This window comes from Brevibacillus sp. NPDC003359, assembly GCF_042878995.1.
Classification (GTDB): Bacteria; Bacillota; Bacilli; order Brevibacillales; family Brevibacillaceae; genus Brevibacillus.
In genome coordinates this window covers 33,179-47,349 of sequence record NZ_JBIAOR010000009.1, presented here as the reverse complement: position 1 = coordinate 47,349, position 14,171 = coordinate 33,179, and the positions used below count along the sequence as shown (strand labels likewise).

16 protein-coding genes are annotated in these 14,171 nt (G+C 48.2%); 15 read left to right on the top strand and 1 reads right to left on the bottom strand.

Going from position 1 to position 14,171, the window contains the following annotated elements; genetic code table 11:
- Positions 1–51 precede the first annotated feature (51 nt).
- The 4 genes from ACFYU8_RS20105 to ACFYU8_RS20090 are packed head-to-tail and all read left to right on the top strand — an operon-like array spanning position 52 to position 3,431.
- Positions 52–1,560 (top strand): spore germination protein, encoded by a 1,509-nt coding sequence (locus ACFYU8_RS20105; protein WP_390303024.1) that lies wholly within the window; start codon positions 52–54, stop codon positions 1,558–1,560.
- 35 nt (positions 1,561–1,595) lie between these two features.
- A complete protein-coding gene (locus ACFYU8_RS20100; RefSeq protein WP_390303027.1) occupies positions 1,596–2,777 on the top strand; it encodes a Ger(x)C family spore germination protein in 1,182 nt (393 codons plus the stop codon).
- A 28-nt stretch (positions 2,778–2,805) separates the two neighbouring features.
- Positions 2,806–3,033 carry a hypothetical protein gene (locus ACFYU8_RS20095; protein WP_390303030.1) on the top strand — a complete coding sequence of 76 codons (228 nt, stop codon included), beginning with the start codon at positions 2,806–2,808 and terminating at the stop codon, positions 3,031–3,033.
- A gap of 47 nt (positions 3,034–3,080) precedes the next feature.
- On the top strand, positions 3,081–3,431 hold the full coding sequence (locus ACFYU8_RS20090; protein WP_017251586.1) for a DUF2512 family protein: 351 nt from the start codon (positions 3,081–3,083) through the stop codon (positions 3,429–3,431).
- 53 nt (positions 3,432–3,484) lie between these two features.
- On the opposite strand, the gene ACFYU8_RS20085 is transcribed toward ACFYU8_RS20090, so the two are convergent.
- Positions 3,485–4,321: an oxidoreductase gene (locus tag ACFYU8_RS20085; protein ID WP_390303033.1), complete on the bottom strand. Its 837-nt coding sequence runs from the start codon at positions 4,319–4,321 to the stop codon at positions 3,485–3,487.
- A gap of 337 nt (positions 4,322–4,658) precedes the next feature.
- Between ACFYU8_RS20085 and coxB the strand changes: the two genes are divergently transcribed.
- The 11 genes from coxB to ACFYU8_RS20030 all read left to right on the top strand — a co-directional run bounded on the left by coxB (position 4,659) and on the right by ACFYU8_RS20030 (position 14,149).
- Positions 4,659–5,687, top strand: coding sequence for a cytochrome c oxidase subunit II (gene coxB / locus ACFYU8_RS20080; RefSeq protein ID WP_390303036.1), 1,029 nt, complete (start codon positions 4,659–4,661; stop codon positions 5,685–5,687).
- Between the two features lie 76 nt (positions 5,688–5,763).
- Complete coding sequence (gene ctaD, locus ACFYU8_RS20075) at positions 5,764–7,608, top strand: cytochrome c oxidase subunit I (RefSeq protein WP_390303039.1); 1,845 nt, start codon at positions 5,764–5,766, stop codon at positions 7,606–7,608.
- Positions 7,608–8,231 (top strand): cytochrome c oxidase subunit 3, encoded by a 624-nt coding sequence (locus ACFYU8_RS20070; RefSeq protein WP_390303042.1) that lies wholly within the window; start codon positions 7,608–7,610, stop codon positions 8,229–8,231. The genes ctaD and ACFYU8_RS20070 overlap by 1 nt, the downstream gene beginning before the upstream one ends.
- A gap of 3 nt (positions 8,232–8,234) precedes the next feature.
- Positions 8,235–8,552, top strand: coding sequence for a cytochrome C oxidase subunit IV family protein (locus tag ACFYU8_RS20065; protein WP_390303045.1), 318 nt, complete (start codon positions 8,235–8,237; stop codon positions 8,550–8,552).
- A gap of 573 nt (positions 8,553–9,125) precedes the next feature.
- Positions 9,126–9,425, top strand: coding sequence for an EthD family reductase (locus ACFYU8_RS20060; protein ID WP_390303160.1), 300 nt, complete (start codon positions 9,126–9,128; stop codon positions 9,423–9,425).
- Between the two features lie 2 nt (positions 9,426–9,427).
- Positions 9,428–9,889, top strand: coding sequence for a PaaI family thioesterase (locus ACFYU8_RS20055; protein ID WP_390303048.1), 462 nt, complete (start codon positions 9,428–9,430; stop codon positions 9,887–9,889).
- Positions 9,890–9,982: 93 nt separating this feature from the next.
- Entirely contained in the window at positions 9,983–10,384 is a 402-nt protein-coding gene (locus tag ACFYU8_RS20050) for a PaaI family thioesterase (protein ID WP_390303051.1), read from the top strand.
- A 2-nt stretch (positions 10,385–10,386) separates the two neighbouring features.
- A complete protein-coding gene (locus ACFYU8_RS20045; RefSeq protein ID WP_390303054.1) occupies positions 10,387–11,169 on the top strand; it encodes an enoyl-CoA hydratase-related protein in 783 nt (260 codons plus the stop codon).
- A gap of 56 nt (positions 11,170–11,225) precedes the next feature.
- Positions 11,226–12,554 (top strand): phenylacetate--CoA ligase PaaK, encoded by a 1,329-nt coding sequence (gene paaK, locus ACFYU8_RS20040; protein ID WP_390303057.1) that lies wholly within the window; start codon positions 11,226–11,228, stop codon positions 12,552–12,554.
- Between the two features lie 32 nt (positions 12,555–12,586).
- Positions 12,587–13,360: an enoyl-CoA hydratase-related protein gene (locus ACFYU8_RS20035; RefSeq protein WP_390303060.1), complete on the top strand. Its 774-nt coding sequence runs from the start codon at positions 12,587–12,589 to the stop codon at positions 13,358–13,360.
- A gap of 9 nt (positions 13,361–13,369) precedes the next feature.
- Complete coding sequence (locus tag ACFYU8_RS20030; protein WP_390303063.1) at positions 13,370–14,149, top strand: enoyl-CoA hydratase-related protein; 780 nt, start codon at positions 13,370–13,372, stop codon at positions 14,147–14,149.
- Positions 14,150–14,171: the final 22 nt, after the last annotated feature.

The following is a 14,171-nucleotide window of genomic DNA, read 5'->3' as shown; positions in this document are numbered from 1 at the left end:
GAGCAAACGGAGAAACTGTGTTCATAATTGCCGATGTGAGGAGCAATCCGAATGGCTCAGATAGGTTGCAGCTTAGACGACAACGTTCACCATGTAAAAGAATCGCTCGGATATAGCGATGACATTGTGATTCGAGAGGTAGTCATAAATAGCCTAGAACCTGTTCGCGCAGCTGTCCTTTATGCGGATGGCATGGTTGATTCGTACCTGGTACAAGCCGTATTAATTGATAGTCTTCTATACAAGGCGCGTTTGAAGGACTGGGAAAGGATACACGAGGCCGAGTTCATCCCCTTTTTAAAAGAGTCGGTCCTGACCGTAGGGGATATGGGAGATTTATTTGATTTTCCCACATTGTTTACTGCATTACTGTCTGGCTGTGTCATCATTCTCGTGGATGGCTCCTCGCAAGGGATTCACGTCGGTTTGCAGGAGTGGAAGGACAGAGGAGTCACTGAGCCATCATCGCAAACAGTCATTCGTGGACCCCGGGAAAGCTTCACAGAGACCCTTCGCACGAATATTACGATGCTGCGGAGACGTATTTCCAGTGAAAAGCTGTGGATTGAAATCAACAGAATCGGCGAGGAAACCAAGACAGAAGTCGCAGTTGTGTATATGAAAGGGATTGTAGAGGAGGGTGTTGTAGAAGAAGTACGCAATAGACTGGATCGAATATGCATCGATGGCATCATGGAAAGCGGAATGATTGAGGAGCTGATCCAGGACGAAGCCTACACACCATTCCCCACCATCGCTAACTCGGAGCGCCCGGATGTGGTGGCTGCGAATCTATTAGAGGGACGCGTAGCGATTCTTGTAGATGGGACTCCCTTTGTTTTGACAGTGCCCTCTCTCTTTGTGGAGTTTTTCCACTCAGCGGAAGACTATTATCAACGCTTTGATTTTAGTACGTTGATTCGCCTGCTGCGATTCGCCTGTTTTCTAATAGCGTTGCTTGCTCCCTCCCTCTATATCGCCATTACGACCTTCCACCAAGAGATGCTCCCGACGCAGCTGCTGATCAGCTTGGCGGCACAACGGGAAGGAGTGCCATTTCCAGCCTTTATCGAGGCGATTATGATGGAAGTGGCTTTTGAGATATTGCGAGAGGCTGGAATCCGTATGCCGCGCGCAGTAGGTCAAGCCATTTCCATCGTGGGAACACTGGTTATAGGACAAGCAGCGGTGGAAGCGGGAATTGTTTCGGCAGCAATGGTCATTGTGGTTTCGATTACCGCAATATCCAGTTTTATTTTCCCAGCGAGCAACATGTCGATTACCGTGAGGATTCTTCGTTTCCCCCTGATGGTTCTGGCTGCTTCCTTTGGCATATACGGGATCATTGTAGGGATGCTTGCGCTAGTACTGCATCTATGCAGTCTTCGCTCGTTTGGCGTACCGTATATGGAATCGTTTGCTCCGTTTTCCTTGAAAGAGCAAAAAGACACGATCCTTCGCTTGCCTCGCTGGGCCTTGGATAAACGACCTGAATCGATTACCAAAAACAATTTGCGCCGCCAATCAAAAGGGATAAAGCCATTACCACCCCAAAAGTAAGAGGCTTTTCACAGCATGTAAAGGAGTGGGCACCAGTGAAAGGGATAAAAGTTCTTCTCTGCATCGTGCTCGTCATCATCCTAGCTGGTTGTTGGGATCGCAAAGAGCTGAACGATTTGGCGATTGGTGTCGGGATCGGTATTGATAAAGTGCAAGGGGGCTATCAAGTTTCCGTTCAAGTTGTAGACCCGGCAGAGGTCGCAGCCAACAAAGGGAAGCCTGGACGTTCGCCCGTTACGCTCTTTACCATGAACGCTCCGACCATCTTTGAGGCTGTGCGTAAAATGACTACGGTATCTCCGCGTAAAATATACATGGCGCACACAAGGATGCTCATATTTGGCGAGGAAGTGGCCAGGGAAGGGATCTCTCCAATCACTGATTTTGTCTCACGCGACCATGAGTTTCGAACTGATTTTTATATCGCCGTAGCTAGAGGAACAACGGCCCGCAATATCTTGAAAGTGATCACACCGCTTGAACAAATTCCTTCCACAGAAATGTTTGCTTCTTTGGAGACATCTTCCAAAGTATGGGCGCCTACCGCAGCAGTTACGATGGATCAATTGATTACCGACTTTACCAGCAAGGGAAAGCAAGCAGTATTGACAGGTATCCGCACGGCTGGGCCAGGAACTGAGGGAGACGAACGAAAAAATGTCGAAGAAATAGATACACCTGTCCTACTTCAATACACGACATTGGCTTCGTTCCGGGGGGATAGGCTGATCACCTGGCTGAGTGAAGCGGACAGCAAAGCGTATAGTTACATTACAGGCAAAGTAAAAAGCACGGTTGGAAGTATGCCTTGCAAGGGGGGAGGACGCTTGACGATGGAAGTCATGAACGCCGACGCCAAAATTGAGGCCACTATGAATAATGGCACCCCTGAAGTCATCGTTCGCATCGATTTGGAAAATGATATTGGGGAAGTGCAATGCAAACTCGATCTGACTGATATGGATACGATCAAGGAGCTGGAAAAAGAGTCGGAAAAATCAATGGAAGCATTGGCGACAAAAGCAATTGCCAATGCCAAGAAAAATGGCGTAGACATCTATGGATTCGGCGAAGCGATCCACCGAAAATACCCGAAAGTATGGAAGAAGATAGGGAGCAATTGGGAAAAGGAATTTACCAAGCTGCCTGTACATGTCATAGCGGATGTGAAAATCAGACGTTTAGGAACCATCAATAATGCGGTTGAAGAAAAGTGAATGTGTAACAGGATCAGGGGGAGTTTGTATGTCAACGTTTGCTGTCATCGTTATATCCATAATCGTTTGTGCATACGAGCTGCCCCGATTGATTCGGAAGCGGCAGCGCAAAGAGGTCGCTGTCTTTCTCGGGTTGCTTGTCATCAGTGTGGGCTTGTACGCAGGAGCCGAAAAAGGGGTTGTCCCCAATCCTGTTTATTGGATGGAAATGGTTTACAAGCCGGTATACGACGGCGTCATGACATGGCTGAAGTAAACGAGGGGCATACTGAGTACACCCCCAGTAAAGGAGAGTAAATAGACGTGGACGGTCTTTTGATGAAGCTGCTCGTTAGTCCGGTGCTGGTCGTTTTGGCAGATGCTCTCTTCCCAGAAGTGAATTTCGCAAATCTATATCAGTCTGTCGGAGTCGGATTTGTCTTGGCAGTCGCCGGATATTTTTTGGATAGGGCGATTCTTACATCCGGGAGTCTTTGGCTGACAACCATGTTTGACTTGATTATCGGCTTTTTGATCGTTTATGGAAGCATTGTGTTTTTGCCGACGGCTCAAATCGCTGCAATCGGGGCAGGTTTTGTTGCGATATTTTTTGGCGTAGCTGAATATATCCAACATGTTTGGCTGATACGCACAGGACGGACGGAAAGTGTATAGTGTTCAACGTGAAAACACACTCCTTAGGGGGTGTGTTTTTTATGTAAAAAACGTCACGATCGCTTTGTGATGATTCGCTCGATCCATGCCCACGGAAGCCAATTTTTTGCGGCGATTGTGAGTGCCACGCCTCGGCCAACCGGGTAGCGGAATCGCGGCTTGGGAGTGGTAGCTGCATGGACAATCGTCGAGATGACTGCGTCGGGTGCAGGTGCCTTTTCTATGATCGCTTCTATGTGACGCATCAGTTGCTTCATTTGGGATGCGTAAGGAGAGGTTTCATCAAGCTGTTGTTCTTGCATTCCTTTCTCCCAGATTGCTGTACGAAAGGAGCCAGGCTCAACAAGGACAACTTTGACCTGAAAGGGTAGCATTTCAAGGCGAAGCGATTCACTGAAGCCTTCGACTGCATGCTTAGACGCAGCATATGGCGAGAGACCGGGGAAACCAAATCGTCCACTGATGCTACTTACGTTAATAATTCGTCCAGATTGTTGCTGCCGCATATAAGGCAAGACTGCTCGAGTGACATCGATCAGTCCGAACACATTGACATCAAACTGCTCTCGCCATTCCTCAGAAGAGACTTCCTCAGCAAAGCCGCCTAACGCGTAGCCAGCATTGTTCAGCAAAAGATCGATACGTCCATGCCGTGCCATGATAGAGGCAATCGCTTCATGAATTTGTTCCGGCTGCGTAACATCAAGGGAAATGACTTCCAGATGTTCAGGATCTATTTGCAAGCTTGCAAATTTGTCAAGGGGGTCTCTTTTTGCTAGATCACGCATAGAAGCAATTACCTGAAAACCAGCCTTGACTAAAGCGACTGATGCGTGCTTACCAAAGCCACTTGAGGTACCAGTGACTAGTGCAATTGGTCTTTTTTTCATAGAATTCTCCTATAATATGGGTTCTTAGGTAATCATTAACTTGAAAGTTCACAAATTTGTTCATAAATTTGTTAACAAAATCATAACAAATAGACTTTGTATTAAGGAAAATTTATGTATACTTAAATGGTTACCACGCTTGGGGATAAGTGTGCAATACTGCCCCTTACTTTCCTGTTTGTTTTTGGAACGGCTGCTAATACTTTTCCGGTTTGGGTATTATAAATGTGGAAAGTATTGAAGGCGATTTCTTAATGGCAAATAGAAGAGTACGAGAACTTCTAGTTGTAGGCGTGGCTAGAACGTTACCAACACGAAGAAAGAGGGGTTCATTGGTATGAAGGGTTGGCAACAGTATTGGCGTCAGCTTTCCTTGTTTGGTTTGCTAGCGCTAGTGTTAACCGGGTGTGGCAAAGATGAGCTCTCAGCGCTCAAGCCCTCTGGTCCGGTAGCTGCGATGCAGTTTGACTTGATGAAGCTGTCCTCCGCTATCATGATCGGCGTCTTCATTGTCGTTATGCTGATCTTTACGTACGTCCTTATCCGTTATCGTAAGCGTCCCGGACAGCAAGGTATTCCTAAGCAGGTCGAAGGAAATCATGCACTTGAAATTCTTTGGACGGTAATTCCTTTCTTGCTCCTTATCATCATGGCGATTCCAACCGTTACTACCGGTTTCGCTCTGCACAAGGAGTATCCAAAAGAGGAAGCAGTTCAAGTAAAGGTTACGGCTCACCAATTCTGGTGGGAATTCGAGTATCCTGATCTTGGCGTAGCAACTGCACAAGACTTAGTATTGCCAGTTGGCAAAAAGGTTCAATTCGTATTATCAGCGTCTGATGTTAAGCACGCATTCTGGATTCCTGCATTGGGCGGTAAAATCGATACGAACCCAGGGCAAGAAAACAAATTGTGGCTGCAAGCAGACAAAACAGGCATTTACTACGGTAAATGTGCGGAGCTCTGTGGAGCGTCCCATGCCTTGATGGACTTCAAGGTAGAAGTAAAGGAACAAGCAGATTTTGACACTTGGGTAGCTAACATGAAGGGCGTTCAGGCAAAAGAACCTGTAACGGCAACTTCTCCACTGGCTGCAGAAGGTCAACAAATCTTCGATAAGAGCTGTTTGGGATGTCACGCTGTGGCAGGTAAAGGCGGTAAGATGGGTCCAAACCTGACTAACTTTGCAGATCGCGAACGTGTAGCAGGTATCAAAGCACATACGCCTGAAAACATTGCAGAGTGGCTGAAAGACCCGCAAAAAATGAAGCCGGGCAACAAAATGCCTAACCTCAATCTCGAAGAAAACCAAGTGAAAGCGCTTGTAGAGTACATGGAGACATTGAGCGTAAGCGAGAAAAAGTAAAGTAAAGTAAAACCTCATAAAACTTGTTGCATTGACAATCGTCATAGGCAGTGACGCTTAAAAAGGAGGTAAACCCGTGTCTGCACATGCTTCTCATGCACCAAATCGCTCGGGGCTGTGGGATTATCTTACGACAGTGGACCATAAGAAAATTGCGATCCTGTATTTAATTGCTGGTGGAATTTTCTTCTTGGCCGGTGGTTTGGAAGCCCTGCTGATTCGTTTGCAGTTGATGTACCCAGAGCTACAACTGATTGGTGCCAAGACGTTTAACGAATTAATTACGATGCACGGCACCACGATGATTTTCTTGGCGGTTATGCCGATCATTTTTGCTTTGATGAACGCGATTGTTCCACTTCAAATTGGTGCACGCGACGTAGCATTCCCGTTTGTTAACGCACTCGGATTCTGGCTATTCTTCTTCGGGGGAGTGCTACTGAACACAAGCTGGTTCTTGGGTGGCGCACCTGATGCAGGTTGGACTTCGTATACAACCTTGGCTTTAAATCAATACAGTGGAAGCGGCGTAGACTTCTACGTACTCGGTTTGCAAATTGCCGGTCTCGGAACGCTGATTGGTGGTATTAACTTCCTGGTTACCATCATCAACATGCGTGCTCCAGGTATGACATTCATGCGTATGCCAATGTTCACCTGGTCGTCCTTTATTACATCCGGTTTGATCCTCTTCGCATTCCCCGCGATTACGGTTGGTCTGGTTCTGCTGATGTTTGACCGTTTGTTCGGCGGAAACTTCTTCAATCCTGACGCGGGTGGTAACGTTGTCATTTGGGAGCACTTGTTCTGGATCTTCGGTCACCCCGAAGTATACATTTTGATTCTCCCAGCATTCGGTATCATTTCTGAAGTGGTTTCTACCTTCTCAAGAAAGCGTCTGTTCGGTTACAGCTCCATGGTATTTGCAACTGCGCTGATCGGTTTCTTGGGCTTCATGGTGTGGGCTCACCACATGTTCACAACAGGTCTCGGTGCTATCGCCAACACGCTGTTTGGACTTGCAACCATGTTGATTGCGGTTCCTACAGGTATCAAAATCTTTAACTGGCTGTTGACAATGTGGGGCGGTCAAATCCGCTTCCCTACCGCAAACCTGTTTGCAGTAGGCTTCATCCCAACCTTTACAATCGGTGGTATGACAGGGGTTATGCTTGCGGTTCCGCCAGCAGACTACCAATACCATGACAGTTATTTCGTAGTTGCTCACTTCCACTACGTTATCGTAGGGGGTCTCGTATTCGGTCTCTTCTCAGGTCTTTACTACTGGTGGCCGAAAATGTTCGGTAAAATGCTGAACGAAACAATCGGTAAATGGAACTTCTGGACGTTCTTCATTGGTTTCCATCTTACCTTCTTCCCGCAACACTTCCTGGGTCTGATGGGGATGCCGCGCCGCGTCTTTACATACCTCAAAGATCAGAACCTGGATATGGGGAACTTTATCAGTACGATTGGTGCATTTGGAATGACGATCGGTACCATCCTATTCTTGATCAACGTAGTCGTTGCAGCGAAAAGCTCCAAGCGAGCTCCAGCAGATCCATGGGATGGACGTTCATTGGAGTGGGCAATTCCTTCGCCGCCGCCAGAATACAACTTTGTTCAAACCCCTCTCGTTCGCGGTTTGGATGCATTGTGGGTGGAGAAAATGGCTGGTAACAAAGGCATGACGCCTGCGGAACCTATTGGCGATATTCACATGCCATCACCATCGTTCTTGCCATTCCTGATGTCTCTCGGTTTGTTCGTGGCAGGCTATGGCTTTATCTACCACAACTACGTGGTAGTCGCCATTGGAATACTCCTTACACTGGGTTGCATGTTTACCCGTTCTGTGAAAGACGATCCAGGTTATCACATTCACGAGGATGAACTTGAAGAGAAAGGGGTTAAGGCTTAATGGCTACCAATCATCATGCAGTATTGCCTGACGAACCGGAAAAAGCCACCCTTGAAGGCAAGAATAAGGTTCTTGGCTTCTGGCTCTTCCTCGGTGGAGAGACAGTTCTCTTCGGTTCCTTGTTTGCAACATTTATCGCTCTTCGTGATCAGGCAAATGGTGGACCAACGTCCCAAGCGTTGTTTGACATGAATCTCGTTGCTGTGGCAACACTTCTCTTGCTCACCAGCTCGATGACAAGTGTTATGGCTACGCTGGCTCTGCACAAGAAAGACCTGAAGAAGATTCAGCTATGGCTGACAATCACCGTATTGCTCGGTCTTGGATTCCTTGCTTTGGAGATTTACGAGTTCGTGCACTATGTGCATGAAGGACTGAAAATGTCAACGAGTGCATTTTCATCTGCCTTCTACACATTGGTTGGATTCCACGGTGCTCACGTAGCGTTCGGGATTAGCTGGATCATCCTTTTGCAAGTTTCTGCGACGAAAAAGGGTCTGACGGTAGTAACTGCACCAAAGTTCTATCTGGCATGTCTGTACTGGCACTTTATCGACGTAGTATGGGTATTCATCTTCACCGTGGTATATCTCATGGGTATGATCGGTGGAAAGGTGGGATAATCTATGGGAGCACATGCTCATAATGAAGAGGTACGCAAGCCGAAAGTCAAACACGATGGTCCGAAAAGACATCTCGTTGCTTTCATCGGATCTCTCGTATTGACTGCACTGGCATTTATTGCAGTGGCGTATGAAGCGATTCCAGTAGGTTTTACCGTACCATTCATCGTAGCACTGGCCTTTGTTCAAGCGTTCTTCCAGCTGTATGTCTGGATGCACATGGATCAAAAAGGTCATGAGTTTGCACGGATCAGTATTTTCGCAGGATTGTTCGTAATCCTGTTAGCGATTTTCGTCTTTATTTTCTGGGTGTGGATCTAGAAAGTGGAGCGATGCGGGAGGACAGACATTGGTCTGTCCTCTTTTTTTGCGTTTTGGTTTTATGAGTGGCTGTGGGGGAGGGGAAGAAGCGAATTTCCAGTCTACGTTTCGGCCTACGCCCCTCAAGGAAAGATTGACTGTCCGCTCCGGAGGCCTTGGACTGGAAATCCGCTTCTTCCCACGCTGCTTCACTGAAATCCACCAACAAATGTTTTAAAAAAAATCGAATGCAGCCGCAGATGTTAGAAAGCCCTGTCACATGTTTGGAAGGAGACCGCCCGAACGAAGAGAGGATACAGGCGACTGGAAAACATGTGGCAGGGCTTCCCCCGACCACAAAAGATGGAATTGATGGAATTCACCCCATCAAAGCATATTCTGTCAGCCTTTTCCCAGTCATAAACATGAAGAGAAGAGCGAGATGAATCAGACGTAGTTTTCTTACTTTTTGAAAAATACTTGCACCTGTCACAAAGGCTTTATATAATAAAAATATTAACATGCGTTAAAATAACGTTATACAAATTAGTCGTCACACATTGTAACGATAATCTAAGGAAAGCAGGGATCATGATGGTGAAATTGGTAGCAATTTATCGCAAGCCCGAAGATATCGATGCTTTTGACAAGCATTATTTCGAGGTACATGGCCCATTGGCAGAAAAAATGCCTGGCTTGATCAAAATGGAAGTAAGCAAAATCTACGGAACGCCAATGGGAGAATCCGACCTGCATCTGATGGCAGAAATGTACTTTGAATCGAAAGGAGCATTGATGGAAGCGTTGTCATCCCCAGAAGGTCGCGCAGCAGGAAAAGACCTCCGTGGCTTCGCTGGGCCAATTGTGTCCATGCATTTCGCAGAAGTAGTTTAATCATGTCCACGCAAAGATTGATAGACGAACAAGCGCTCCATCAGAAACATTACGCAGAGATTTGCGAGAAGCTAAAGCAAGATCCATTTGCACAATTTTTGGGTATCAAGCTGATTGAGCTGGGAGAAGGAACGGCGACTGCGGAAGTCACAGTTGCCGAGCATATGCTGAATGCGCACGGCACCGCTCATGGCGCAATCATCTTCTCCCTGGCAGACTTTGTTTTTGCAGCGGCCTGTAACTCCTATGGCAAAACGTCTGTAGCACTGTCGATGAACATCGGATTTTTGGCTGCTGCCATGAAAGGGAATCGCTTGGTGGCAATCGCGACCGAAGAGAAGAAAAACAATCGCACAGCCTGGTATCGCATCCGTGTAGAAACGGAGCATGGCTTGGTAGCGACACTGGATGCACTGGCTTACCGGAAAAGTGATTACTTCGTTGAAATCGACGAAAACGAATAACTGACTGCGAAAATAAAACGGAGAAAGGATGCCGAATGCCACGTGCTTAGGCTCCTTTCACTGTTTCAAGACGATACGAGAAAGGGGGCAAAGATGTCAGTGGAGATCCGCAATCGATTCAACCACTACCTGGGCATAGAAGTCGTGCACCGAGATGAACAGGGCTGTAAGGTAGCACTGAAAATTCGCCCCGAGCTGTTTAATAGCATCGAAGGTGTCGTACACGGAGGCGTTACGGCGACTTTGGCCGATGTGGCAATGGGGCATGGGGCAGCACCTCATGTGGATGGTGTACAGCAATGTGTGACGGTGGAGAGCAAGATTCAATACCTGCACCCTGCTCGCGGTGAGGTACTCGAGGCAAAATCCCACGTATTGAAACAAGGAAAAAGCTTGATCGTGATGGAAGCACGCGTGACTTGTGATGGTAAGCTCGTGGCTTTTGCCACCGGCACGTATGCGCGGGTCAACCCGGCTGCACAAGGAGGACGTTGAAAATGGAAGAGAGCGTTCGCTTTGAACGTGAAGGACATATAGGACTGATCACGCTGAATCGTCCAGAAGAACTGAATGCGCTGAACTACGATACATTGGAGCGCTTGGGAAACTTGATCGAACAGGTGCGTCTGGATGCAAAAGAGATTCGCGTCGTGATCGTGAAGGCAGAAGGGAGAGCATTTAGCGCAGGGGCAGATTTGAAGGAGCGCCGTACATTGTCGGAACAGCAGGTACGCCGCAATGTACGCAAAATCCGCGATGTATTTACTGCGTTGGAGAGGCTTCAGCAGCCGACCATTGCCATGATCAACGGATTTGCTTTTGGCGGAGGCTTTGAGCTGGCGCTGGCTTGTGATTTCCGCTATGCAGTCGCTGATGCCAAAATGGGTCTGACAGAGGTGAGCCTGGGCATCATTCCTGGTGCGGGTGGTACACAGCGGTTGTCTCGCTTGATCGGACCTTCCAAGGCAAAGGAGCTGATCCTGACTGCCAGGCGCATCCAAGCGCAGGAAGCGCATCAAATCGGTTTTGTAAATGCTGTTGCAAAAGATACAGAGGAGCTACGTGAGCTGGCAATGGGGCTGGCGAACGAGATTTTGGCGAATGCTCCGCTGGCGGTTTATCAGGCAAAGTCAGCCATTGATCGCGGAAGCAGTGTCGATTTGCAGACAGGACTAGATATCGAAACAATGTGCTATGAAGTGATTATTCCCACGACAGATCGTCTGGAAGCATTGGAAGCCTTTCGCGAAAAGCGAAAACCAGTTTTTAAGGGCGAGTAACATTTTCAATTAAGTACTCCTACCGAGTCATAACGCAAGGGAATGAGGGAAGCGACATGATCTTTAATACAGAAATGGAAACGCTACCAAGAGAGAAAATGACGGAACTGCAACTGGCACGCTTGAAAGAAACGGTCAAACGCGTATATGAGCGAGTCCCTTTCCACACAAATGCATTCAATGAGGCTGGTGTGAAACCAGAAGATATCCAATCGATCGAAGACATTCAGAAGCTTCCATTTATGAAAAAGACAGATTTGCGAGAAAATTATCCATTCAATCTGTTTGCAGTAGAAATGAAGGAAGTAGCACGTATTCACGGTTCATCCGGGACAAAAGGAAAACCGACTGTTGTCGGCTACACCAAAAAAGACCTGGAGAATTGGGCGGAGATCGTGGCGCGCGCCATCTGCTGTGCGGGCGGAGAGCCGGGAGACATTTTCCACAACGCGTATGGCTACGGCCTTTTTACAGGCGGTTTGGGTCTGCACAATGGTATCGAGCACATGGGCGCAGTAGCAGTACCAGTATCAGGTGGTAATACCTCTCGTCAAATTACGTTGATCGAGGACTTCAAGCCGCGTGGCATTGCAGCGACACCATCCTATGTCCTCAACATTGTGGAAGAGATGAAAAAGCAAGGAATCGATCCACGCGAGACGAGTGTCAAATACGGAATTTTTGGTGCAGAGCCGTGGTCGGAAGAAATGCGCGTACAGCTGGAGCATGAGCTCGACATTAAAGCGGTGGATATTTACGGGCTGAGCGAAGTGATGGGGCCAGGTGTTTCCATTGAATGTCATGACGTACAAGATGGCCTGCATATCGCAGAAGACCATTTCTACGCAGAAATTATCGATCCGAATACCGGAGAAGTGCTCCCATACGGACAAGAGGGCGAGCTCGTATTCACGTCGCTGACGAAAGAAGCATTCCCGGTTGTGCGTTACCGTACGGGTGATATCGCTTCCCTCAACCCTGAGCCCTGTAAGTGCGGACGGACAACCATGCGGATGTCGCGCATCAAGGGGCGCGTAGATGACATGCTCATTATTCGCGGAGTTAATGTGTTCCCGACAGAGATCGAATCCGTCCTGCTTACGTTCAACCAATTGGCTCCACACTACCAGGTCGTCATTGAACGCGACGGTGCCCTTGATCGTTTTGAGGTGCATTGTGAGCTGACACCAGCATATGCAAATCAGATCAGTGGAAATGACAGCTCTGCTCTCTCCCCATTGGTGAAAGAAATTTGCCATCACATTAAAAATACGTTGGGTGTGTCTGTGGTGCTGCGGGTGCAACCACCAAATTCCTTGACGCGAAGTGAAGGAAAAGCGATTCGTGTCGTAGATAACCGGAACAAATCACAGGCAGCTATCTAAAACAACTCCTGTAAAAAAGGGTGTGACAGTTCATGGCCTATGAATATATTAGCGTAGCCAGTGAAGATGGTGTCGGTATCATTACACTGAATCGACCGAAGATTCTAAACGCACTGAATTTGCAGCTCGTCAACGAATTGGTTGACCAACTGGAGCAAATGGACCGTGACCCGGATATTCGGGTGATCATCTTAACTGGCAACGCGAGGGCGTTCGCAGCGGGTGCCGACATTAATGAAATGGCGGAAGCATCAGCTATCGACATCATGAAGCGTAATCAGTTTGCGGTTTGGGATCGCATCTCACTCATCTCCAAACCGATCATTGGTGCCGTCAGCGGCTTTGTGCTCGGTGGTGGCTGTGAATTAATGATGAACTGCGATATTGTAATCGCTTCGGAGACAGCCGTCATTGGGCAACCGGAAATCAAGCTGGGAGTCATGCCTGGGGCTGGTGGTACACAGCGTCTGACGCGTGTGGTAGGTGAGCGAAAAGCACTGGAGATGCTGCTCACGGGTGAACCGATTTCGGCCAAAGAAGCGTTGAAATACGGATTGGTCAATCGGGTAGTGCCAGTGGAGGCGTACTATCAGGAAGCGCTCAAGCTGGCGAAGCAAATCGCCCAGCAGCCGCCACTCGCGGTACAGGTAATCAAAAAAGCCGTGTACAAAGCTGGTGATCTCCCCCTTCAAGAGGGAATGGATTACGAGCGAAACAGCTTTTATCTTCTTTTGGCAAGCGAAGATCGGAAAGAAGGCATGCAAGCTTTTCTGGAGAAGCGCAAACCCCGTTTTACGGGAAATTAGGAGGCGGCCATGTACGAAACGATTCTTTATGAAGTGTCAGAAGGCGTAGCAGTGTTGACCTTGAACCGTCCGGACAAATTCAATGCGTTTACAGCCGTCATGAACAAGGAAATCACGGATGCGTTGAAGCAAGCTCAAAAGGATGCGGATGTGCGTTGCATCGTTCTTACTGGAGCCGGGCGAGCTTTCAATGCGGGTCAGGATCTCAGTGACGTTTCTGGAGGAGGAGATGTGGATTACGGTGGTTTCTTGCGGGATCGTTACAATCCAATGATCCTCCAGTTTCAGAAAACAGAGAAGCCGATTATCGCAGCGGTAAACGGTGTAGCAGCAGGTGCAGGTATGAGTGTTGCGCTGGCGTGCGATATTCGCCTGGCATCGGAAAAGGCATCCTTCGTCAATGCTTTTGTCAACATCGGGCTCGTTCCTGATTCAGGAGGCTGCTACTTCTTGCCGCGCATCGTCGGGATCGGCAAGGCGTTGGAGCTGGCGATGACGGGAGAAAAGGTATCCGCTGAGGAAGCACTGCGAATCGGACTGGTCAATCAGGTGTATCCTGCGGAGAGCTTCATGGAGGATGCGTTGGCCTATGCGCACAAGCTGGCGTCACTGCCGACAAAGGGGATTGGTTTGATCAAGCGCACGATGTACAAAGGGCTTGAGATGGGGTTGGAAGAGACCCTGGAATATGAAGCTTTTGCACAAGAAGCGGCTGGCAGTACAGAGGATCATAAGGAAGGGGTCACCGCTTTCATGGAAAAACGTGCGCCTCGTTTTACAGGCCGTTAGAGGCGAAGGGAGGCAAGCCCAA

Bases quoted from the DNA above. Each gene is read 5' to 3' on its own strand.
- ACFYU8_RS20085 (WP_390303033.1), bottom strand. From the start codon at position 4,321: ATGAAAAAAAGACCAATTGCACTAGTCACTGGTACCTCAAGTGGCTTT.
- ACFYU8_RS20105 (WP_390303024.1), top strand. From the start codon at position 52: ATGGCTCAGATAGGTTGCAGCTTAGACGACAACGTTCACCATGTAAAA.
- ACFYU8_RS20055 (WP_390303048.1), top strand. From the start codon at position 9,428: ATGTCCACGCAAAGATTGATAGACGAACAAGCGCTCCATCAGAAACAT.
- ACFYU8_RS20065 (WP_390303045.1), top strand. From the start codon at position 8,235: ATGGGAGCACATGCTCATAATGAAGAGGTACGCAAGCCGAAAGTCAAA.
- ACFYU8_RS20095 (WP_390303030.1), top strand. From the start codon at position 2,806: ATGTCAACGTTTGCTGTCATCGTTATATCCATAATCGTTTGTGCATAC.
- ACFYU8_RS20070 (WP_390303042.1), top strand. From the start codon at position 7,608: ATGGCTACCAATCATCATGCAGTATTGCCTGACGAACCGGAAAAAGCC.
- ACFYU8_RS20030 (WP_390303063.1), top strand. From the start codon at position 13,370: ATGTACGAAACGATTCTTTATGAAGTGTCAGAAGGCGTAGCAGTGTTG.
- ACFYU8_RS20060 (WP_390303160.1), top strand. From the start codon at position 9,126: ATGGTGAAATTGGTAGCAATTTATCGCAAGCCCGAAGATATCGATGCT.
- coxB (WP_390303036.1), top strand. From the start codon at position 4,659: ATGAAGGGTTGGCAACAGTATTGGCGTCAGCTTTCCTTGTTTGGTTTG.
- ACFYU8_RS20050 (WP_390303051.1), top strand. From the start codon at position 9,983: ATGTCAGTGGAGATCCGCAATCGATTCAACCACTACCTGGGCATAGAA.
- ACFYU8_RS20035 (WP_390303060.1), top strand. From the start codon at position 12,587: ATGGCCTATGAATATATTAGCGTAGCCAGTGAAGATGGTGTCGGTATC.
- ACFYU8_RS20045 (WP_390303054.1), top strand. From the start codon at position 10,387: ATGGAAGAGAGCGTTCGCTTTGAACGTGAAGGACATATAGGACTGATC.
- paaK (WP_390303057.1), top strand. From the start codon at position 11,226: ATGATCTTTAATACAGAAATGGAAACGCTACCAAGAGAGAAAATGACG.